Source organism: Nonomuraea sp. NPDC003201 (assembly GCF_053590415.1).
Map to the genome: position 1 here is coordinate 34,912 of NZ_JBSFTC010000036.1, position 20,809 is coordinate 55,720.

The window sequence follows — 20,809 nt, forward strand, 5'->3', positions numbered from 1 at the left end:
GCTCTCCCGTCGCCTGGCGCCGTGCGGTCAGCCCAGCGCCTGCATGAACGGCAGGAACTGGCAGGCGCGCTCGCCCGGCAGGTCGCCGCCGTGCACCATCCTCGCGGTCCGCCACGGGTGGCCCATGCCGTGCGCGACCGCCCATGCGACCAGGCCGTCCATCGCCTCGTCCAGGTCCATGCGCACCTCGCCGCCCACGTCCAGCGCCAGGTCCGCGATCAGCGCCCGCGCGGTCTCCTCGTCCCGCGCCACGACCGGGCCGATCACGGTGTTGTCGTCGTTGCGCCAGCAGTGGCCGAAGCCGCCGTCCGCGATCCGTACCCGCTCGCCGAAGTCGAACATCCGCCGCAGCAGCGCCGACCTGTCCGTCCCGAACAGCTCCGCGTCCAGCTTCACGATCCCGTCCAGATCGGCCTCAGCGGCCGGACGGGTCCGGCCCGACGGCTCGCCCGCGAACACGCCCGTGTGCTTGACGACCCCGCCGACGGCCCGGAACCCCATCTGCTCGTACAGGGGGCGGCCGTTGTCGGTGGCGAAGAGGGAGACCGTACGGCCGCCGGCCCGCTCCATCACGTGCTCCATGAGCCGGCGGGCCAGCCCCTGCCTGGCGTACCTGGACGCGGTGAGGACCATGCTGATCACGGCGTGGTCGTCGCCGTAGCAGGTCAGGACGTTCGTGGCGGCCAGACCGTCGCCGTCGGGGGCGTCGATGCCGTACGCCTCGCCGACCTCGAGCAGGAGGCCCCACTTGTGGCGCTCTTGGGGCCAGTCGCGGTCCTTGGCCAGGCGGGCGCAGTCGTCGAGGTCCTCTTGGGTGAGTCGGCGGATGGTCATGGTTGCACCCTAGGGGACGATGGCACGATGGCACGATTGGATTACGTCGTTGCGGTCGATGTCGGCGGTACCACCTTCAAAGGCGGATTTGTCGCCCGTGACGGGACAATTCTGCATTTCGAGCGACGTGCGACGCCTCGCGGCGCCGACCAGGTGATCGCGGCGATCTCCGCCTTCGTCGCCGACCTCGCGCGGCCCCGCGCCGGTCGCCGCCCACTCGCCGTGGGGCTGGCGGTGCCGGGGCTGGTCACGCCCACCCATGCCGTCTACTCCGCGGCCTTCGGGTGGCGGGACGTGCCCGCCTCGTCGTTCGCGGACGTGGACCTGCCAGTGGCGCTCGGGCACGACGTCCGCTCGGCCGGGGAAGCCGAGCTGGCCTACGGGGCGGGCGGGGACGACGTCCTGTTCCTCCCCATCGGTACGGGTATCGCGGGCGCGGTCGTCCTGTCGGGCTCGCTGTACGGGGGCGCCGGGGGCTTCGCCGGGCAGATCGGTCACATCCCGGTCCGGCCCGACGGTCTGGCGTGCGGGTGCGGGCAGCGGGGATGCCTGGCCGCGTACGCGTCGGGCGGGGCCATCGCGGCACGCTACGGCTCGGGCACCTCCGCGGACGTGGTGCGCCTGGCCGCCGAGGGGGACGAGCGGGCGGCGGAGGTGTGGTCGTCGGCCGTGGACACGCTCGCCCTGGCGCTGGCCACGTACACCCTGGTGCTCGACCCGGCGCGCATCGTAATCGGGGGCGGGGTCTCGCTGGCGGGGGACGCGCTGCTGGTGCCGCTGCGGGAACGGCTGGCGGGGCGGCTGGCCTTCCGGCGGGCGCCGGAGGTGGTGGCGTCGTCCCTCGGCGTACGCGCCGGGCTCCTCGGGGCCGGGTTGCTGGGCTGGCGATCAATCGCGTAGGTGCGGAGGTATGTCCACCTCCTTCGCCCGCAGCTCCTCACCCAACGCCTTCGCCTGCGGGTCCATCCTCGGACTCGCGGCCACGCCCCTGCCGAGGAGGCCGTGGATGACGAAGTTGAGCGCCTTGATGTTGGGGAGCTCGTAGCGGTCGACGCGGTGCGGGGCGAGGGCTGGGAGGAGGCGTTGGAGGGTGTCGGGGGTGAGGTGGGCGGCCAGCCAGTCGTACCGTTCCCGGGTGTCGGTCCAGACGCCCAGGTTCGCGTTCCCGCCCTTGTCCCCGGACCGCGCCCCGGCAATCCGCCCCAACGGCACCCGCACCTGAGGCCCGACCACCGACGCCTGCCCGGCCGTCTGGGGCCCGACCACCGACGCCTCCTTGGCGCGGGAGGGCCCGAGCTCCTGCCCGTCGCTCCCGGCCTCTTGCCCGTCGTTTCCGGTGGCGCTCTCGGCCCCTTGGCCACCGTTCGTAGGCGCCGGGCCGCGTGGTGCCGCGTCCCGCCGACCCGGCGCTGAGAGGAGGGCCGGTGCGGGGTGCGGGGTGGTGGCTTCGGCTGCGTCGCCCGCTGCGCTCACCGTGTCCGCTTCGCTCGCAGTCTCCGTCGCGCGCGTCGCGCCGACCGTCTCCGTCGCGTCTGGAGGCCGGAGCCGCTGACCGCCGCTCCCCGTCGCGGGCCCGGCTTCTGGCGTGTCGGGGGTGGTGGGAGGGAGCTCGTTGCCGTTGAGGAAGATCCGGGGGTGGACCTCCGAGGCGGGGACGAGGACGGGCCAGTAGACCCCGTACGGCGTGGCGTTGCCCGGTGGGGTGAGGGCGTAGAAGCCCGGGTAGCTGGCGAGCCCCGTCTCCACCACGGCGGAGGAGAACGCGCGTCCCGCCCGGCGTTCGTCGGCGTCCATGACGGTGATCCGCAGCAGGCCCGAGTCCGTCAGCTCCACGTCCACCCGGTCGAACGAGTCCCGGGGAACGCGGGCCCAGAGGGCGTCCTGGGCGGCCCGGGCCTTGGCCTCCACGTCCAGGCCCGTCAGGACCAGGGTCATCGTGTTGCGGTAGCCCGCCAGGTAGTTGACGGCCACCTTGAGGGTGTCGGGTGGCGGCTCGCCCCGGACGCCCGAGATCAGGACGCGGTCGGGCCCGTCGTCCGTGAGGGTGATCGTGTCGAAGCGGGCCACCGCGTCAGGCCCCAGGTAGCGCGGGCCCCCGAGCTCGTACACGAGCTGCGCCGTGACCGTGCCGGCCGAGACCAGCCCGCCGGTGCCGGGGTGCTTGGTGATCACGGCGGAGCCGTCCGCGTTCAGCTCGGCGATGGGGAAGCCGCAGTGCGCCAGGTCCGGTACGTCCTGGAAGAACGCGTAGTTCCCGCCGGTCGCCTGGCACCCGCACTCGATGACGTGTCCCGCCACCACCGAGCCGGCCAGCTGGTCCAGGTCGCCCGGCCCCCACCCGTACCGCCAGATGCCGGGGCCGGTCACCAGGGCGGCGTCCGTCACGCGGCCGGTCACCACCACGTCCGCGCCCGCCGCGAGGGCGGTGGCGATGGGGCGGCCGCCGAGATAGGCGTTCGCGGTCAGGGGGGTCGCGGTGAGGGGTTCGCCGGTGTCGGCGTTGGTCAGGTCCAGGGGGCGGCCGGTGAGGTCGTCGCCCGTGATGTGGGCGATCGTGGGGGAGAGGCCGAGGCGGGTGGCCAGGTCGTGTACGGCCTCCGCGCAGCCGGCCGGGTCCAGGCCGCCGGCGTTCGTCACGATTTTGATGGATTTATCGAGACAAGGGCCCAGGACATCCTCCATTTGCCGGAGGAATGTCGGCGCGTACCCGGGGCGGCCCTTGAGGCGGTTCCCGGCGAGGATGAGCATGGTCAGCTCGGCCAGCCAGTCGCCGGTGAGCACGTCGATCGGCCCGCCCTCGACCATCTCCCGGGCGGCCGAGAGGCGGTCGCCGTAGAAGCCGCTGCAGTTCGCGATCCGCAGCGTCATCGGGCGGCCCACCTGGGCGGCCGCTTCTCCCTGAACGCCGCGATGCCCTCCTGCCCCTCCTCCGAGGTGAAGCGCTCGGCCGACAGTTCGGTCATCCGCCGCAGCCCCTCCTCGAACGACAGCGCGGGCACCTCCCGCACCATCCGCTTCGCGATGGCCAGCGCCTCGGGGCCGCCCTTGATCAGCAGTTCGGCGTAGTGCGCGACCGTCGCGTCCAGCTCGTCCTCCGGGACGGCCCGCGAGAGCAGCCCGATCTCCGCCGCCCGGGCCGCGTCGAACACCTCGCCGGTCAGGAAGTACTCGGCCGCCGCCCGGGGCTCGACCCGGCGCAGCACCGGCACCGAGATCATGGCGGGTACGACGCCGAGCCGTACCTCGGAGAAGGCGAAGGACGCCGTCAGCGGCGCGATCGCGAAGTCGCAGGCCGCCACCAGGCCCAGGCCGCCCGCCCGCGCCGTGCCGTTCAGCCGGCAGATGACCGGCTTCGGGCTCTCCCAGATCAGCGTGAGGACGTCGGGGAACGACGCCGTCACCGCCGCGCCCGAGGCCTTCTGCTCCTTGAGGTCGGCGCCCGAGCAGAACACGTTCCCGGTGCCGGTCAGCACGATCACCCTGGCCTCCGGCTCGTCCAGCGCCCAGTGGAGCCGGTCGGACAGGTCGGCGAGGAGCCGTACGGACAGGGCATTGCGGTTGGGCGGCGAGTCCAGCGTGACGGTCGCGACGCCCGCCGCCAGGTCCTTGTGCACCAGGCTCGTCATGCAGTCTCCTCCTGGATGATCGCCAGCACCGCGCCCGCTTCGACCTGCCGGCCCTTTTCGACGTGTACGTCCGACACCACGCCGTCGGACGGCGCCGCGATCCGATGCTCCATCTTCATCGCCTCGAGCACCAGCACCGGCTGCCCCTTCGTCACCCGGTCGCCGGGCTCCACCTCGACCCGGAGCACGCTGCCCGGCATGGGGGCCAGCAGGGAGCCGGGCGCGACGTGCTCGACCGGCTCGGGGAGGCGGGGGAGCGGGGTCAGCTCGGCGCACCCGCCGACGTGGTCGACGTAGACCCTGCCGTCCTCGTCATAGCGGGCCACCTCGAAGGTGTGCCGGACGCCGTCGCGTTCCAGGATCACCTCGTACGGCTCCGCGCTGATCACGGTGACGCCCGGGGAGAGCGGGTCGTAGACGACCTCGGCCTCCTCGAAGCGGGCCCGGCGGGGCTGGGAGCGCACGTTGCGCCAGCCGCTCGGGAGGCCGGTCAGCACGGTCGCCCGGCGGCGGTTCTCGGCGGCCATGGCGAGGGCGGCGGCCAGCACCGGGAGCTCGCCGGGCCCGTCCGGGGAGCTGCCGTCGAGAGGGCCGCCGGGGGCGAGGAAGCCGGTGTGGGTGTCGCCTGCCCCGAAAGCCTGACTTGTCAGGATTTTTACCAGTAAATCGCGATTTGTCGCGACCCCGTGGAGCTTCGCCCGCCGGAGCGCCGTGACCAGCTTCCGCACCGCCTCCGCTCGTACCCGCCCGTACCCGATCACCTTCGCCAGCATCGGGTCGTAGAACGGCGAGATCACCGACCCGGACTCCACCCCCGAATCCACCCGCACCTCCCCGGCGACCTCGAACCGCCGCAACACCCCGCTCTGCGGCAGATAGTCCCCGTCCTCCGCATAAAGCCGCACCTCCACGGCATGCCCGGCAGGCTCGGGCGGCGTCACCGGCAGGGCGGCCCCCTCGGCCACCTCGAGCTGCAGCCGCACCAGATCGACCCCGTAGACCAGCTCGGTGACCGGATGCTCGACCTGGAGCCGGGTGTTCATCTCCAGGAACGCCACCCGATCCCCCTTGACCAGGAACTCCACGGTCCCGGCCCCGACATAGCCGATCTTCCGCGCGGCCCTGACCGCCGCCTCGCACAGCCGCTCCCGCAGCTCGGCCGAGATCCCCGGCGACGGGCACTCCTCGACGACCTTCTGGTGCCGCCGCTGCACGCTGCACTCGCGCTCGCCCAGCGTCCACACCGTGCCGTGCCGGTCGGCCAGCACCTGCACCTCGACGTGCCGGGCGTTCTCCAGCAGCGGCTCCACGAACACGGTCCCGTCGCCGAACGCCGACGCCGACTCCCGCCGCGCGGACTCGACCTCCCGCGCCAGCTCCCCGGCCTCGCGGACGATCCGCATGCCGCGCCCGCCCCCACCGGCCGACGCCTTGACCAGGACCGGGAACTCCCCGGGCGCCTCCGGGTCGAGCGAGGGGAGCACGGGCACCCCCGCCTCCGCCATCAGCCGCTTCGCCTCGACCTTGGTCCCCATGGCCGCGATGGCCTCGGGCGGCGGCCCGGCCCACACCAGCCCGGCGTCCAGGACCGCCCGCGCGAACTCCGCGTTCTCGGACAGGAAGCCGTATCCGGGGTGCACGGCGTCCGCACCGGAGGCGCGGCAGGCGTCCAGGATGCGGCCGATGTTCAGGTACGTATCGGACGGGCGGGCGCCCGGCAGCCGTACGGCCAGGTCGGCCTCGGCCACGTGCGGCGCGTCCGCGTCGGGGTCGGAGAAGACGGCGACCGTCGAGATGCCGAGCGACCCGCAGGTGCGGAAGACGCGGCGGGCGATCTCGCCCCGGTTCGCGACGAGCAGGCGGGTGATCATGGCCGGAACACCCCGAATCCCGCCGGTTCGGGCACCGGCGCGCTGTTGACGGCCGACAGGCACAGGCCCAGGACGGTACGGGTGTCGCGCGGGTCGATGACCCCGTCGTCGTACAGGCGGCCCGACAGGAAGAACGGCAGCGACTCCGCCTCGATCTGGGCCTCCACCATCGCGCGCATCGCCGCGTCGGCCTCCTCGTCGTACACCTGCCCCTTGGCCTGCGCGGACGCGCGGCCCACGATGGACAGCACCCCGGCGAGCTGCGCCGGGCCCATCACCGCCGACTTGGCGCTCGGCCAGCTGAACAGGAAGCGGGGCTCGTACGCGCGCCCGCACATGCCGTAGTTGCCCGCCCCGTACGAGGCGCCCATGACGACGGTGAGGTGGGGGACGGTCGAGTTGGACACCGCGTTGATCATCATGGCGCCGTGCTTGATGATGCCACCCTGCTCGTAGTCCTTGCCGACCATGTAACCGGTCGTGTTCTGGAGGAACAGGAGCGGAGTGCGCGACTGGTTCGCGAGCTGGATGAACTGGGTGGCCTTCTGCGACTCCTCGCTGAACAGCACGCCGCGCGCGTTGGCCAGCACGCCCACCGGGTAGCCGTGGACGCGCGCCCAGCCGGTCACGAGGGAGGCGCCGTACAGCGGCTTGAACTCCTCGAACTCGCTCCCGTCCACCACGCGCGCGATCACCTCGCGGGGGTCGAACGGCACCTTCAGGTCCTCGGGGACGATGCCCAGCAGCTCTTCGGCCGGATATCTGGGCTCTCGCGCCGCCTGCGGGCTCATGCCCTGCTTGCGCCAGTTGAGGGAACGGACGATCCGCCGCCCGGTCCGCAGCGCGTCGTGCTCGTCCTGTGCCAGGTAGTCGGCGAGGCCGCTGGTCCTGGCGTGCATCTCGGCCCCGCCCAGGGACTCGTCGTCCGACTCCTCCCCGGTGGCCATCTTCACGAGGGGCGGGCCGCCCAGGAACACTTTCGCTCGTTCCCGCACCATCACCACGTAGTCGCTCATGCCGGGCACGTACGCGCCGCCTGCCGTGGAGTTCCCGAACACCAGCGCAATGGTCGGAACGCCCGCCGCCGACAACCGGGTCAGGTCACGAAATATCTGGCCACCCGGGATGAAGATCTCCTTCTGCGTCGGCAGGTCCGCGCCGCCGCTCTCGACCAGGTTCACGTGCGGGAGCCTGTTGCGCAGCGCGATGTCGGCCGCCCGGAGGGACTTCTTCAGCGTCCACGGGTTCGACGCGCCGCCGCGGACCGTGGGGTCGTTCGCGGTGATCACGCACTCGACGCCCTCGATCACCCCGATCCCCGACACCATTCCGGCCCCGACCGGGAACTCGCTGCCCCAGGCGGCCAGCGGCGACAGCTCCAGGAAGGGCGAGTCGGGGTCGATCAGCAGCTCGATCCGCTCCCTGGCCAGGAGCTTGCCGCGCCTGCGGTGCCGTTCGACGTACTTCTCGCCGCCCCCGGCCACCGCCTTGGCGTGCTCGGCGTCGAGCTCGCCCAGCTTGGCGAGCATGGCCTCCCGGCGCTCGCGGTAGTCGTCGCCCTCGGTGTCGAGCCTGCTCCTGATCACGCGCCCTCCTCCCGCAAACCTGACGTTCCCGTCAACCCGATCGCCCTGGCCCACAACCGTGTCAGGTGATCGACCGCCACCTGCTCGTCGGCCCGCTCCCCGAGATCCAGCCACACGTGGGCGAAGTGCTCCACCATCCCGCCCAGCATGACGGCGGTCAGCCGCGGATCCAGCTCCGGATCGGCCAGCCCCTGCTCCTGCAGCCGCTTCAACCCCTCCGCGCCCCGCCGCACGAACACCTCCCGCAGTTCGAGCAGCAACCGCCCGAACCTCTCCTCGGACGTGGCCGCCTGCTCCACCATCCGCACCAGCCGCGAGTTCGCCGCCCAGGCCCGCAGGTAGAGCCGGTTGGCCGCCTCGATCCGGGCGTACGGGTCGTCCGGGTCCGCCGCCGCGCCGACCACGCTGGCCGCGAACATCTCCCCGACCACCGCCGCCGCGACCTCGCCGAACAGCGCTTCCTTGGAGTCGAAGTAGGTGTAGAACGTGCCATGGGACACCCGGGCCCGCCCGCACACGTCGTCGATCCGCACGGCGTCGTACCCGTGCTCCTCGAACGCCTCCCGCCCAGCCTGCAGGAGCGCGGCCCGCGTCCGCCTGCCCCTGGACGTCGGCACCGAAGACCTGACGATCACGTCAACTACGCTAACGCAAAAAGGGCCCCGTACAAGGGGCCCTTTTCAGCGGATGTCGTCGTCAGGTCAGGTGCAGTGGCTCCAGCCGGACTTCCACGTCTGGCCGCCCCACGAACCGCCCCAGATCACGCACTTCTGCTTTCCGGGCAGACGGATCGGGCCGGCGTAGGCGGTGAAGTTGCCCGGGTTGCTGGCGCTGGAGCCGCCCTTCACCTGGAGGATGGCGTTCATCTGCGCCTTCTCCGGGAACAGCATGCGCGACATCGTGACCACGCAGTTCTTGCCCGCGGCGGAGTTGTACAGGAGGTAGACGGTGGCGTTGCCGCTGGCGATGGAGCGCGAGTCGATGACCTTGTAGCCGGAGCCGCACACGCTCGTCGCCTTGTACGGGTTCGGCTTGCGCGGGGTGTACGTCTTGCCCGGCTTGGCGGTGGAGGGGATGTTGCTCGTCGGGCCGGAGGACGGCTCGCCGGTCGAGTCGCTCAGCGTCGGCTCCACCACGGGGTCGACCATGTTGGACGACTTCTTCTTCGTCTTGGTCTCGGACGGCTTGGGCGTGGGGTGCGGCCGATTCGTCGTGGTCTGGGGCTGGGGTGCCTGGGTGACCGGGTTCGGGACCTCGGCGATGGGTTCCGGCTGCTTGGTGTGCTTGGCCTTGTTGCTCTCCGTCGGATCGATGCTCAGGGTGGGCACCGACACCGAGGTGTCCGTGGGCAGCGGCACCGGGGTCTGGTCGCCGGGCGGCGGGTCGACGGGCTGGCCGCCGCCGGAGCCGTCGCCGCTGGTCTTGTTGGAGGAGTTGCCGACGGCCACCACCGGGACTTCCTTGGTGTTGGCCTGCACCACCACGGCGCCGACGACCACGAGGAGGGCGGCGGCCGCGGCTCCGGACAGGGCGAGCGTCAGCGTGCGGCGCTGCTTCGCGGGCGCGCTGTCACCGGGGCCCGACGGGCCGCCGGGACGGGTGGGACCGCCCTGCGTTCCGGGCCTGCCCGGTCCGCCCGGCGTTCCCCCCTGGAAGGGCGACTGGCCCTGAGGCGTGCCGGGGCCGTGCGGCGGCATCCCGGGGGAGCCCGCACCGTGCTGCGGTGGCATTCCGGGCGCGCCCGGACCCTGCGGGCCGCCCTGAGGCGCTTGAGGGCCACCGTGAGGCGCCTGCGGGCCGTTGCCCGGCACCGGTGCCCCTGGCGTGGCGTTGCCGGGCACTCCGGGCTGGGAGCCGACCGGCCCGGCGGGTATCCCAGGCTGGGAGCCGGCGGGTCCGGCAGGCATACCGGGCTGGGAGCCGGCGGGCCCGGCGGGCATGCCGGGCTGAGGCGCACCGGGGGTCCCCGGACCGCCACCGGGCGTTCCCGACATGCCAGGTGTCCCAGGCTGCGGGGTGCCCTGGGGCTGGTTGCCCGGCATGGGGGACGCGGCCTGGGCGGCGGCCGCGGTGGGGCGGCCGTACGGGCCCGTCTGCGGGACGGGCGGGACGGGGCCGGTGGGCTGGGTCCAGGGGCCCGGGTAGACGTCCTGGCCCTTCGCCGCAGGGGCGCCACCCTCCACGCCCGCACCGGCCGCGGCGGCGGCGCCGCCGATCAGCTGCTGGCCCGTCACCGGCTCGATGGCGGACTTCGGGGCCGGCTGGCCGGTGAGGCGGACGATGAGCTCGTCCGCGCTGGGCCGCTGCGCGGGGTCCTTGGAGAGGCAGAGGCCGACCAGCTCCCCGAGCATGCCCTCCATCCGCCCGAGCTCCGGCTCCTCGTTGAGGATCCGGTTCATCACCACGGGAATGGAGTCGGCGCCGAAGGCGGGCTTGCCCGTCGCCGCGAACACCATCGTGACGCCCCAGGCGAACACGTCGGCCGCCTCCGACACCGCGGCCCCGCTGAGCTGCTCGGGCGCCAGGTACGAGGGCGTGCCCATGGCCATCCCCGTGGCCGTCGCGCCGGGCGAGTCCAGGGCGCGGGCGATGCCGAAGTCGATCACGACGGGACCCTCGGGCCCCATCAGGACGTTGGCGGGCTTGAAGTCGCGGTGCAGGATGCCGGCGCGGTGGATGGCCGCGAGTGCGGTGGCCGTGCTGATCGCGAGCCGTTCGAGGGCCGCACCCCGCCGCGGCCCCTCGTTGATGACCATCTCACGCAGCGACGGCCCCGGGACGTACTCGCTCACGATGTACGGACGGCTGCCGTCCAGGTCGGCGTGGAGCACTGGAGCGGTGCAGAATCTGGCCACCCGCTGTGCCACCGCCACCTCGCGCAGGAACCTCGTCCTGGCGTCGGCGTCGGCCACCAGGGCGTTGTGCAGCAGCTTGACCGCTACCTGCTCCCCGGAGTCACTCTTACCCAGATAGACAACGCCCTGGCCGCCCTCGCCGAGCCGGGCGACGATTTCATACGCCCCCAGCCGCCGCGGGTCGTCCGCCGCCAACGGCTGGAACTGATTCACGTCGGACCCCCATTACAACCCATTAGATGGGGCAAAACGCTACCAGCGTGATGGTTGGGACGTCTGCCGGACCTATCAGAAGTTTCATGTTTTGACGAAGAAAGTCAGGCCGCTGTAAGCCCGTCGTCGCAGGTCGGACGGGCTTCCGGCCCCAATGTCACGGCTTGGTCAAGGTGCCCACAGTCCGAGATTCTCCAGGCCAGAGCTAGATCGCCTTGCCCGGGTTGAGGATGCCCAGGGGGTCGAAGACCGCCTTGATGCCCTGCTGGACCTCGGTGACCACCGGCCCCGACTCCAGGTCGAGCCAGCGCCGCTTCAGCAGGCCCACCCCGTGCTCCCCGGTCAGCGTGCCCCCGAGCTCCAGCGCGCGCGTGAACACCTCGTCCGCCGCCGCCCACACCTCCGCCGGCGGCTCCGGCATGCCGCGGTCGAAGATGAAGACCGGGTGCAGGTTCCCGTCGCCGGCGTGCGCCACCGTGAGGATCTTCACCCCGTGCCGTGCGGACGTCTCCTCGATGGCGGTGATCATGTCAGGCAGCAGGGACCGGGGCACGCACACGTCCTCCACCAGGCACGCCCCGAGCCGCTCCTTGGCCTGGTAGTCCAGCCGGCGCAGCTTGATCAGCTCCTCGGCCTCCTGCGGGCTGGAGGACACGGCCACGAACGAGGCGCCGTTCTCCAGGCACAGCCGCTCCATGCGCTCGACCATGGCCTGGCTGTCGGTGGCGTCGGACTGGCCGATCAGCGTGGCCTGCGTGTCCGGTTCGAGCCCGATGTTGAGCCAGTCGTCGAGGGCCTCCAGCGAGGCGCGGTCGATCAGCTCCATGAGGGACGGCTGGCAGCCCGCCGCCATGATCGCCGAGACCGCGGCGCCCGCGTCCCGGAGCGAGCCGAACTCCGCCGCGAACGTGGCCGGCGGCGCTGTGGGCGCCCGCCTGAGCCGGACCGTGGCCGCGGTGATGACGCCGAGCGTGCCCTCGGAGCCGACGAACAGGCCGGTCAGGTCGTAGCCCGTGACGCCCTTCATCGTGCGCCGGCCGGTGCCGATCACGCGGCCGTCGGCCAGCACCACCTCGAGCCCGAGCGCCGAGTCCCTGGTCACGCCGTACTTCACGCACCGCAGCCCGCCCGCGTTCGTGGCCAGGTTGCCGCCGATCGTGGAGATCTCGTACGACGAGGGGTCCGGCGCGTACATGAGCCCGTGCTCCCTGGCGGCCCTGTCCAGGTCGGCGGTGATGACGCCGGGCTCGACGACGGCGATCTCGTCGGCGGGGGAGAGCTCCCTGATCGCGTTCATCCTGGCGAGCGAGAGCACGATCGAGCCGTCACCGGCGACGGCGGCGCCCGCCAGGCCCGAGCCGCCGCCCCGCGGCACCACGGGCACCCGGTGCTCGGTGGCCCACCTCATCGTCGTGACCACGTCGTCGCGCGAGGCGGCCAGCACCACGCCGAGCGGCTTGCCCGGCGCCACGAACGTCCGGTCGCGGGCGTAGGAATCGATCACATCCGGGTCGGTCAGGACGCGACCTTCGGGCAGAGAGCTCACCAACGCATCAATCGGCTTCACACCATGCACTTTAGGTCGAAATCACTCGGCCGGAGGGTCCGGCCGGACACGCTCCGCCTCCCGGTTTGCGCAGGTCGTTACTTAAGGCCAAACTGCCCAGGTGGAAGTCAGGTGCCCGGTGTGTTCGGAGACCGACCAGGTCGCCGCGGTCCCCGGAGCGGTGGCCTCCGGGACCACGTACAAGATCGGCAGAGTGCGGCTGCCCGGCGTGCGCGAGGTCGCCGACCTGCCCACGGCGGCGGCGCTGGGCGCCTCGAAACACGTCATGAGCCGAACGCAGCTCGCGGTCTGGCTGTCGTTCCCCAGCCGCCACTACACCCCGTGGGCCAGGAACCAGGGCTATCTCCTGCTGCTGGTGGCGGCTCTGGTGCACCTGGTCGTGTCGCTGGTGATCGCCATGGGCCAGGACCCCAAGTGGGGCGAGGTGCTGCTCGCCCCGTTCTGCCTGACCGGCCTGTTCTGGGGGCTCGGGCTGCTGAACGTGCTCGGCTCGTACGGCGCCAGGAAGCGCGACACCCTCGAGGCCCCGGCCAGGGAGAAGGCCCTGGCCGTGTGGGAGGGCCTCTATTACTGCGCGCGCGACAACGTCGTGTTCGAGCCGGGGGTCGGCGTCTCGTTCCATCCGAGCGAGACGCGCGAGTACATCTTCGGCTTCAGGAACGGCCGCTAGCTCAGCCCAGCTCCTCCGCCGCCGCGCGGGCGCAGACGGCCAGGCCCTCGATGGCCTGCTCCAGCTCGTCCAGCCCGGGGAAGGTCGGGGCGATCCGGATCGTGCGGTCGGCGGCGTCCTTGCCGTACGGGTGCGTCGCGCCCGCGGGCGTCAGCGCGATGCCCGCGGCCTTGGCCCTGGCCACCACCTCGGCGGCGTGCGGCACCTCCAGGCTGATGAAGTAGCCGCCCGCGGGGCTCGTCCAGGCGCCGAGGCCGCCGAGCCGCTCGGTCAGCACCTTGTCGACCAGCTCGAACTTCGGCCCGATCAGCTCCGCGTGCCGCCGCATGTGCGCGGCCACGCCCGCCGGGTCGCCCAGGAACTCGACGTGGCGGAGCTGGTTGAGCTTGTCGGGGCCGATGGACTGCTTGCCCGTGTTGTGCAGGAACCACTCGACGTTCGCGGGCGAGGAGCCGAAGAAGGACACGCCGGAGCCCGCCAGCGTCACCTTGGAGGTGGAGGCGTAGACGAACACGCGGTCGGCGTCGCCGTGCTCGGCGGCGAGCGTGAGCAGGTCGGCCAGCTCGTCCGGGGTGTCGGTGAGGTGGTGCACCGCGTAGGCGTTGTCCCAGAAGATCCGGAAGTCGGGCGCGGCGGCCGGCATGGCGGCCAGCCTGCGGACCGTCTCGTCGCTGTAGGTGACGCCGGACGGGTTGCTGTACTTCGGCACGCACCAGATGCCCTTGACGCTCGCGTCGGCGGCCACCAGGCGCTCGACCACGTCCATGTCGGGGCCCTCGGCGTTCATCGGGACGGGCACCATCTTGATCCCGAACCGCTCGGTGATCGTGAAGTGCCGGTCGTATCCGGGGACCGGGCACAGGAACGTGACCTCCGGCTCCTCCACCCACCGCCGCGCGGCGCCCGGCACCCTGGTCAGCAGCGCGTGCACGATCGTGTCGTGCATCAGGGCCAGGCTGGAGTTGCCGCCGACGACCAGCTGGCCGGCGGGCACCTGGACCAGCGGCGCGAACAGCTCGCGCAGCTCGGTCAGGCCCTGCAGGTTGCCGTAGTTGCGGCCGTCGGTGCCGTCGGCCGCCCGGTAGGACGTGGGCAGCTTGAGCAGGTCGTTGGAGAGATCGAGCTGGCGCGGCGACGGCTTGCCCCTGGTGAGGTCGAGCGAGAGCCCTCGCTGGACGAGGGCGGCGTAGTCAGCCTGAGCAGTCACGGGATCTTCTCCTCCGAAGTCGGGTCCGGTTACGAAGGATAGAAGACCTCACCCGGTGAGCCCGCGGATATCCGCAATGTGGGACATGTGGCGCGTCAGGCGAGGAGGCGGCCGGGGGCGTTGCGGCGCAGGAAGTCCTCTGCCTCCGCCAGGGACAGCCCGGGGCGGTGGGCCAGGATGAGCCGGTCCACCCCCGCGTCCGCGTAGGCGCGCACGGTCCCGGGGTCGAGGGGGCGGGCCGGGGTGACCGAGATGTGCGGGGTGGTGCCCGCCGCCGCGGCCTCGGCGCGTACGGACTCGATCTGGGCCGCCGCCGCCCGCAGGCCCAGCATCCAGCCATACCAGCCGTCGGCCAGCTCGGCGGCCCGCCGGTGCGCGGCGCGCGTGTGGCCGCCCATGACGACCGGCACGCGTCCGAGCGGGCGCGGGTGGGCGTCGACACCCTCGAACGAGACATATCGGCCGTGGAAGGCGGGCTCGTCCTGCTCCCACAGCGCGCGCATCGCCCGCAGGTACTCGGCCGTGCGCTCGCCGCGGCCCTCCAGGGGCACGCCGAGCGCGCGCAACTCCGGCTCCAGGTAGCCGGCCACGGCCCCGAACACCAGCCGTCCGCCGCTGAGCACGTCCACGCTCGCCAGCTGCTTGGCCAGCACCAGCGGGTCGCGCTGGGGCAGCACCACGCAGCCGGTGGCCAGCAGGATCCGCTCGGTGTGCGCGGCCAGGAACGCCAGCGAGACCACGGCGTCCAGCAGCGGCGCGCCGGGTTCGAGCGGCGAGGGCTCGACCCGCGGGCTGGGCAGGACCACGTGGTCGGCCGTCCACAGCGAGTCGTAGCCCAGCTCCTCCGCCAGCGCGGCGATCCTGGCCGCGCCGCGCCGGTCGGCGCCGGCGTAGCCGTTGGGCATGTGAAATCCGAGCGTCATGGGCACGCCTGGAAACGCTAGGCCGGATCCAAGCGATCCACCAGCGACGATCACGCATGGGTCGCATGCCGCGCCCGCATGTCAAACCTTCCGGTGCGAATGTCAAAGAACGTCTTCCCGAGCGGCGCCGCTTGGCGTGGAATGGGTAGATCGGGGCAGGCCATGGTGGGCCGCGTCCGGCGGTCCGCCGCAGGTAGCCGAATCGCGCCTGAGGTGGGCGGCGTCCAGCGGTCCGTCGCAGGTAGCACTCCGCACTGGAGGGAGCAGCCGTGACGACTGTTCGCGAGACCTCGATCGAGCAGGTCAGGCGCCGCCGCACCGGGACCGTCCTCGCCTCCTGGCTGTCGACGACCGACCACAAGGTCATCGGGTACCTCTACCTGATCACCTCGTTCGGGTTCTTCCTCGTGGCCGGCCTCATGGCCATGGTCATCAGGGCCGAGCTCGTCTCCCCCGGCATGCAGCTGGTCAACCAGCAGCAGTACAACCAGCTGTTCACCATCCACGGCACGGTGATGCTGCTGCTGTTCGCCACCCCGCTGTTCGCGGGGTTCGCGAACGTGGTCATGCCGCTGCAGGTCGGCGCGCCCGACGTGGCCTTCCCCCGGCTGAACGCGGTCGCGTACTGGATGTTCCTGTTCGGCGGGCTGATGGTGGTGGCCGGGTTCTTCACCCCGGGCGGGGCGGCGGACTTCGGGTGGTTCGCCTACACGCCGCTGTCGACGGCGCTGTACTCGCCGCAGATCGGCGGCGATCTGTGGATCATGGGCCTGGCGCTGTCGGGTCTCGGTACGATCCTCGGCTCGGTCAACTTCATCACCACGATCATCGGCATGCGGGCGCCCGGCATGACCATGTTCCGGGTGCCGCTGTTCACCTGGACCGTGCTGCTGACCAGCATGATGGTGCTGATGGCGTTCCCCGTGCTGGCCGCGGCGCTGCTGGTGCTGGAGTCGGACCGCAAGCTGGGCACGCAGGTCTTCCACAGCGAGAACGGCGGCGCGCTGCTCTGGCAGCATCTGTTCTGGTTCTTCGGCCACCCCGAGGTCTACATCATCGCGCTGCCGTTCTTCGGGATCATCTCCGAGGTGATCCCGGTCTTCAGCCGCAAGCCGCTGTTCGGCTACCTGGGGCTCGTCGGCGCGACGATCACCATCGCCGGGCTGTCGATGACCGTGTGGGCCCACCACATGTTCCCGACCGGCCAGGTGCTGCTGCCGTTCTTCTCGCTCATGACGTTCCTCATCGCGGTGCCGACCGGGGTGAAGTTCTTCAACTGGATCGGCACGATGTGGCGGGGCCATCTGAGCTTCGAGACGCCGATGCTCTTCGCCGTCGGGTTCCTGGTGACCTTCCTGCTCGGCGGGCTCACCGGGGTCATCCTGGCCTCGCCGCCGCTCGACTTCCACATCAGCGACACGTACTTCGTGGTCGCGCACTTCCATTACGTCGTCTTCGGCACGGTCGTGTTCGCGATGTTCTCCGGCTTCTACTTCTGGTGGCCGAAGATGACCGGCCGGATGCTCGACGACCGCCTCGGCAAGGTGCACTTCTGGACGCTGTTCATCGGCTTCCACACCACGTTCCTGGTGCAGCACTGGCTCGGCATGCTCGGCATGCCCCGCCGGTACGCCGACTACAGCCCGGGCGACGGCTTCACCGCGCTCAACGAGTTCTCCTCCGCCGGGGCGTTCCTGCTCGGGGCCTCGACGCTGCCGTTCCTCTACAACGTCTGGAAGACGGCCAGGTACGCGCCCAAGGTCACCCTCGACGACCCGTGGGGGTACGGCGGCTCCCTCGAATGGGCCACCAGCTGCCCGCCGCCGCGCCACAACTTCGTCAGCATGCCCCCGATCCGCTCCGAACGGCCCGCCTTCGACCTGCACTACCCCCGCGAGCAGGCGGAGCTGCCCTCAGTAGTTGAGCACGACGAAGCCTCCGAGGCCGAGCCTCGCCCGGAGAATCCCGACTGATCATGAAATTTCGCCTATCTAGGGAGATCGGCGATGTCAGGCACGCGAATCCCCTTCACGCCCGAGACGGCCCCCTGCGGGAAGAAGTCCGGCGGTGAGCGCCTCGTCGACGACGACGGCTACGGCCTGGTGATCCGTGACCAGTTCTTCGACTGCGGCTGCCGCCGGATCCGGCACGAGTACCACGACGGCAGCATCCACCTGTCCGCCATCCGGCACGACGGCAAACGGGTGAAGGACCCGATACAACCCGACCACGGGAAGTGACGTAATGATCGACGTGCTCATCGTCGGAGGAGGCGGAGCGGGCCTGCGGGCGGCCGTCGCGGTCGCCGAGAGTGACCCGTCCCTGAAGGTGGCGGTCGTCTCGAAGGTCTATCCGATGCGCAGCCACACCGTCTCCGCCGAGGGCGGCGCCGCCGGGGTGATCGGCGTCGGCGACACGCTCGACGAGCACTGCTACGACACGATCTCCGGCGGTGACTGGCTGTGCGACCAGGACGCCGTCGAGGCGTTCGTGGCCGAGGCGCCCGAGGAGCTGATCCAGCTCGAGCACTGGGGCTGCCCCTGGAGCCGGGAGAGCGACGGGCGTGTGGCGGTCCGCCCGTTCGGCGGCATGAAGAAGATGCGCACCTGGTACGCGGCCGACAAAACGGGCTTCCACCTCTTGCACACCTTGTTCCAAACAACCCTGAAATATCAGGACGTGTTGCGGTACGACGAGTGGTACGTCACCAAGCTCGTCGTCGACGACGGCCGCGTCCACGGCGTCGTGGCCGTCGAGATCAGGACCGGCCGCATCGAGACCATCGCCGCCAGGACCGTCATCCTGGCCACCGGCGGCTGCGGCCGCGTCTTCCCCTTCACCACGAACGCCGCCATCAAGACCGGCGACGGCATGGCCCTGGCCTACCGGGCGGGGGCGCCGCTGAAGGACATGGAGTTCGTCCAGTACCACCCCACGGGCCTGCCGTTCACCGGCATCCTCATCACCGAGGCGGCCAGGGCCGAGGGCGGCTGGCTGATCAACAAGGACGGCTACCGCTACCTGCAGGACTACGACCTCGGCAAGCCCACGCCCACCCCGAAGCTGCGCAGCATGGAGCTGGGCCCGCGCGACCGCCTCTCCCAGGCGTTCGTGCACGAGCAGCGGAAGGGCCGCACGGTGGACACCCCGTACGGCCCGGTCGTCTACCTGGACCTGCGCCATCTGGGCGAGAGCAAGATCGACGCCCGCATCCCGTTCGTACGCGAGCTGTGCCGCAGCTACCAGAACCTCGACCCGGCCACCGACCTCATCCCGGTGCGCCCGGTCGTGCACTACATGATGGGCGGCGTCCACACCGACATCGACGGCGCCACCCCCGTCGCCGGGCTGTTCGCGGCCGGGGAGACCGCCTGCGTGAGCATCAACGGCGCCAACCGGCTCGGCTCCAACTCGCTGCCCGAGTGCCTGGTCTTCGGCCGCCGGGCCGGGATCGCCGCCGCCGAGTTCGCCAGGTCGCACCGGGACGGCGAGCCGGCCGCCGTGCGGAGCCAGGGGGACGACGAGCGGCGCCGGTTGGAACGCGTCCGGGAGGGCAGCAGCACCGGTGAGCGGATCGCCGACCTGCGCGAGGAGATGCAGCACACCCTGGAAGGGGCCGCCGGCATCTACCGCACGGGCGACGTGCTCACCAAGGCCGTCGACACGCTCGCGGAGCTGCGCGAGCGCGCCGAGGAGGTCCGCATCGACGACACGAGCACCGCGTTCAACACCGAGCTGATCAACCTTCAGGAGCTGCACACCATGCTGGAGGTCGCGCAGACCATCGTGGCCTGCGCGCTGAACCGGCAGGAGTCGCGCGGCGCGCACCAGCGCACCGACTTCCCGGCCAGGGACGACGCCGCCTACCTCGCGCACTCCCTGGTGCACCGCGCACCCGACGGCACCCCGTCCGTCGGGCTGCTCCCCGTGACGATCACCCGCTGGCCTCCGGGAGAAAGGGTGTACGGACGTGACTGATGGGACGGCGACGATCAGGGTCGAGGTGGCCCGGTACCGGCCCGGCGAGGACGAGGAGCCGGTGTTCCAGGGGTACGACGTGCCGCTCATGGCCGACTGGGCGGTCCTCGACGGCCTCAACCACATCAAGGACCAGCTCGACGGCAGCCTGTCGTACCGCTGGTCGTGCCGGATGGGCGTGTGCGGCTCGTGCGGCATGACCGTCAACGGCGAGCCCAGGCTGACCTGCGGCACCTTCCTCACCGAGTTCGGCGCGGGCCCGATCAGGATCGAGCCGCTGAAGGGCTTCCCGGTCATCAGGGACCTGGTCGTGGACATCGACGGGTTCCTGGCCAAGCTGTCGTCCGTGCGGCCCTGGCTGGTCAGGGAGGGTGAGGAGCTGCCGCTGACCGCCGAGTACGCCCAGACGCCCGAGCAGCTGGAGGCGTACAAGCAGTACAGCATGTGCATCAACTGCCTGCTCTGCTACTCGGCCTGCCCCGTCTACGTGCTCGACCCCGACTTCCTCGGCCCGGCCGCCATCGCGCTCGCCCAGCGCTACAACCTGGACTCGCGCGACATGGGCGACCGGTTCGACGTGCTCAACCAGGAGGACGCCGTCTGGGGGTGCACGTTCGTCGGCGAGTGCACGCGGGTCTGCCCCAAGCACGTGGACCCGGCCGAGGCCATCCAGCGCTACAAGCTGACCGCCGCCCTGCGTTCGGTCCTGCCGTGGAGCAGGCGATGACGACCGCCTACCGCCCGCCGCGCGACAACCTCTGGTTCGTCCGCACCCGCCACTGCGCGGTGTTCGTGCTGCGCGAGCTGACCAGCGTCTTCGTGGCCTGGTCGATCGTCTTCGTGCTGATGTTCGCCGACGCGGTGCGCGGCGGCGCCCTCCAGGAGTTCGCCGCGCTGGCCGCCCGGCCGTGGATGATCGCGATCAACGTGCTCGCGCTGGCCGCGACCGTCTTCCACACGATCACGTTCCTCAACCTCGCCCCCAAGGCCACGGTCGTCCGCCTGGACGGCTGGCGGGTGCCCGCCTGGATGATCCAGGGCGGCAACCACTCGGCCTGGGTGGCGATCTCCCTCCTGATCGCCTACTTCGTCCTGAGGTCGCCATGAGACGCACCCTGGAGCCGTACCTGTGGCTGCTCTTCAGCGGCGGGGGAGTGGTGGCGGCGCTCGTGCTGCCGGTGCTCGTGCTGCTCTTCGGGGTGCTCATGCCGCTCGGCGTGGTCGACTGGCCCGCCCCCGAGCAGCTGCGCGCGCTGCTCGACCCCGTGCTGGTACGGCTCGCGCTGCTCGGGGTCGCCGTGCTGTGCCTCTTCCACGCCGCGCACCGGATCAGGTTCACCAGCGAGGAGGTGCTCGGCATCGCCAGGTTCGACCTGGTCATCGCGGTGATCTGTTACGGGGGCGCCGTCGCGGGCGGGATCGTGGCGGGGCTCGTATTGTTCTGATTCCTTATGCCAACAGTGCGCTAAATGTCCCCCT

18 protein-coding genes are annotated in these 20,809 nt (G+C 71.4%); 8 read left to right on the forward strand and 10 right to left on the reverse strand.

Going from position 1 to position 20,809, the window contains the following annotated elements; genetic code table 11:
• Positions 1–27 precede the first annotated feature (27 nt).
• Positions 28–834 (reverse strand): GNAT family N-acetyltransferase, encoded by an 807-nt coding sequence (locus ACWDX9_RS16590; RefSeq protein WP_449954300.1) that lies wholly within the window; start codon positions 832–834, stop codon positions 28–30.
• 27 nt (positions 835–861) lie between these two features.
• Between ACWDX9_RS16590 and ACWDX9_RS16595 the strand changes: the two genes are divergently transcribed.
• A complete protein-coding gene (locus ACWDX9_RS16595) occupies positions 862–1,734 on the forward strand; it encodes an ROK family protein (protein ID WP_449954303.1) in 873 nt (290 codons plus the stop codon).
• On the opposite strand, the gene ACWDX9_RS16600 is transcribed toward ACWDX9_RS16595, so the two are convergent.
• The 7 genes from ACWDX9_RS16600 to ACWDX9_RS16630 form a co-directional block, all read right to left on the reverse strand.
• A complete protein-coding gene (locus tag ACWDX9_RS16600) occupies positions 1,723–3,702 on the reverse strand; it encodes an acyclic terpene utilization AtuA family protein (RefSeq protein WP_449954306.1) in 1,980 nt (659 codons plus the stop codon). The two genes, ACWDX9_RS16595 and ACWDX9_RS16600, sit on opposite strands and share 12 nt — an antisense overlap.
• Positions 3,699–4,460 carry an enoyl-CoA hydratase-related protein gene (locus tag ACWDX9_RS16605; RefSeq protein ID WP_449954308.1) on the reverse strand — a complete coding sequence of 254 codons (762 nt, stop codon included), beginning with the start codon at positions 4,458–4,460 and terminating at the stop codon, positions 3,699–3,701. The genes ACWDX9_RS16600 and ACWDX9_RS16605 overlap by 4 nt, the downstream gene beginning before the upstream one ends.
• Complete coding sequence (locus ACWDX9_RS16610; RefSeq protein WP_449954311.1) at positions 4,457–6,331, reverse strand: ATP-binding protein; 1,875 nt, start codon at positions 6,329–6,331, stop codon at positions 4,457–4,459. The genes ACWDX9_RS16605 and ACWDX9_RS16610 overlap by 4 nt, the downstream gene beginning before the upstream one ends.
• The gene (locus tag ACWDX9_RS16615; RefSeq protein WP_449954347.1) at positions 6,328–7,860 is read right to left on the reverse strand and encodes an acyl-CoA carboxylase subunit beta; all 1,533 of its coding nucleotides are present in this window, start codon (positions 7,858–7,860) and stop codon (positions 6,328–6,330) included. Before ACWDX9_RS16615 ends, ACWDX9_RS16610 begins: the two co-directional genes overlap by 4 nt.
• A gap of 53 nt (positions 7,861–7,913) precedes the next feature.
• Entirely contained in the window at positions 7,914–8,552 is a 639-nt protein-coding gene (locus tag ACWDX9_RS16620; protein ID WP_449891345.1) for a TetR/AcrR family transcriptional regulator, read from the reverse strand.
• Positions 8,553–8,618: 66 nt separating this feature from the next.
• On the reverse strand, positions 8,619–10,985 hold the full coding sequence (locus tag ACWDX9_RS16625; RefSeq protein WP_449954314.1) for a protein kinase domain-containing protein: 2,367 nt from the start codon (positions 10,983–10,985) through the stop codon (positions 8,619–8,621).
• A 205-nt stretch (positions 10,986–11,190) separates the two neighbouring features.
• Positions 11,191–12,552, reverse strand: coding sequence for an FAD-binding oxidoreductase (locus ACWDX9_RS16630; protein WP_449954317.1), 1,362 nt, complete (start codon positions 12,550–12,552; stop codon positions 11,191–11,193).
• Positions 12,553–12,652: 100 nt separating this feature from the next.
• On the opposite strand from ACWDX9_RS16630, the gene ACWDX9_RS16635 reads away from it, so the two are divergent.
• Complete coding sequence (locus ACWDX9_RS16635; RefSeq protein ID WP_350722230.1) at positions 12,653–13,222, forward strand: hypothetical protein; 570 nt, start codon at positions 12,653–12,655, stop codon at positions 13,220–13,222.
• A gap of 1 nt (position 13,223) precedes the next feature.
• On the opposite strand, the gene ACWDX9_RS16640 is transcribed toward ACWDX9_RS16635, so the two are convergent.
• Positions 13,224–14,429 carry an aminotransferase class I/II-fold pyridoxal phosphate-dependent enzyme gene (locus ACWDX9_RS16640; protein WP_449954320.1) on the reverse strand — a complete coding sequence of 402 codons (1,206 nt, stop codon included), beginning with the start codon at positions 14,427–14,429 and terminating at the stop codon, positions 13,224–13,226.
• A 95-nt stretch (positions 14,430–14,524) separates the two neighbouring features.
• Complete coding sequence (locus tag ACWDX9_RS16645; protein ID WP_449954323.1) at positions 14,525–15,352, reverse strand: TIGR03619 family F420-dependent LLM class oxidoreductase; 828 nt, start codon at positions 15,350–15,352, stop codon at positions 14,525–14,527.
• A gap of 269 nt (positions 15,353–15,621) precedes the next feature.
• On the opposite strand from ACWDX9_RS16645, the gene ctaD reads away from it, so the two are divergent.
• From ctaD to frdD, 6 genes are read left to right on the forward strand one after another with little or no spacing between them, the layout of a single operon-like run.
• Positions 15,622–17,325, forward strand: coding sequence for an aa3-type cytochrome oxidase subunit I (gene ctaD / locus ACWDX9_RS16650; RefSeq protein ID WP_449954326.1), 1,704 nt, complete (start codon positions 15,622–15,624; stop codon positions 17,323–17,325).
• Between the two features lie 33 nt (positions 17,326–17,358).
• Entirely contained in the window at positions 17,359–17,592 is a 234-nt protein-coding gene (locus tag ACWDX9_RS16655) for a hypothetical protein (protein WP_350722223.1), read from the forward strand.
• A gap of 4 nt (positions 17,593–17,596) precedes the next feature.
• On the forward strand, positions 17,597–19,330 hold the full coding sequence (gene frdA / locus ACWDX9_RS16660) for a fumarate reductase (quinol) flavoprotein subunit (RefSeq protein WP_449954328.1): 1,734 nt from the start codon (positions 17,597–17,599) through the stop codon (positions 19,328–19,330).
• On the forward strand, positions 19,323–20,057 hold the full coding sequence (gene sdhB, locus ACWDX9_RS16665) for a succinate dehydrogenase iron-sulfur subunit (protein ID WP_449954330.1): 735 nt from the start codon (positions 19,323–19,325) through the stop codon (positions 20,055–20,057). The genes frdA and sdhB overlap by 8 nt, the downstream gene beginning before the upstream one ends.
• Positions 20,054–20,437: a hypothetical protein gene (locus ACWDX9_RS16670; RefSeq protein ID WP_449954333.1), complete on the forward strand. Its 384-nt coding sequence runs from the start codon at positions 20,054–20,056 to the stop codon at positions 20,435–20,437. Before sdhB ends, ACWDX9_RS16670 begins: the two co-directional genes overlap by 4 nt.
• Positions 20,434–20,775 (forward strand): fumarate reductase subunit FrdD, encoded by a 342-nt coding sequence (gene frdD, locus ACWDX9_RS16675; RefSeq protein WP_449954335.1) that lies wholly within the window; start codon positions 20,434–20,436, stop codon positions 20,773–20,775. The genes ACWDX9_RS16670 and frdD overlap by 4 nt, the downstream gene beginning before the upstream one ends.
• Positions 20,776–20,809 lie beyond the last annotated feature (34 nt).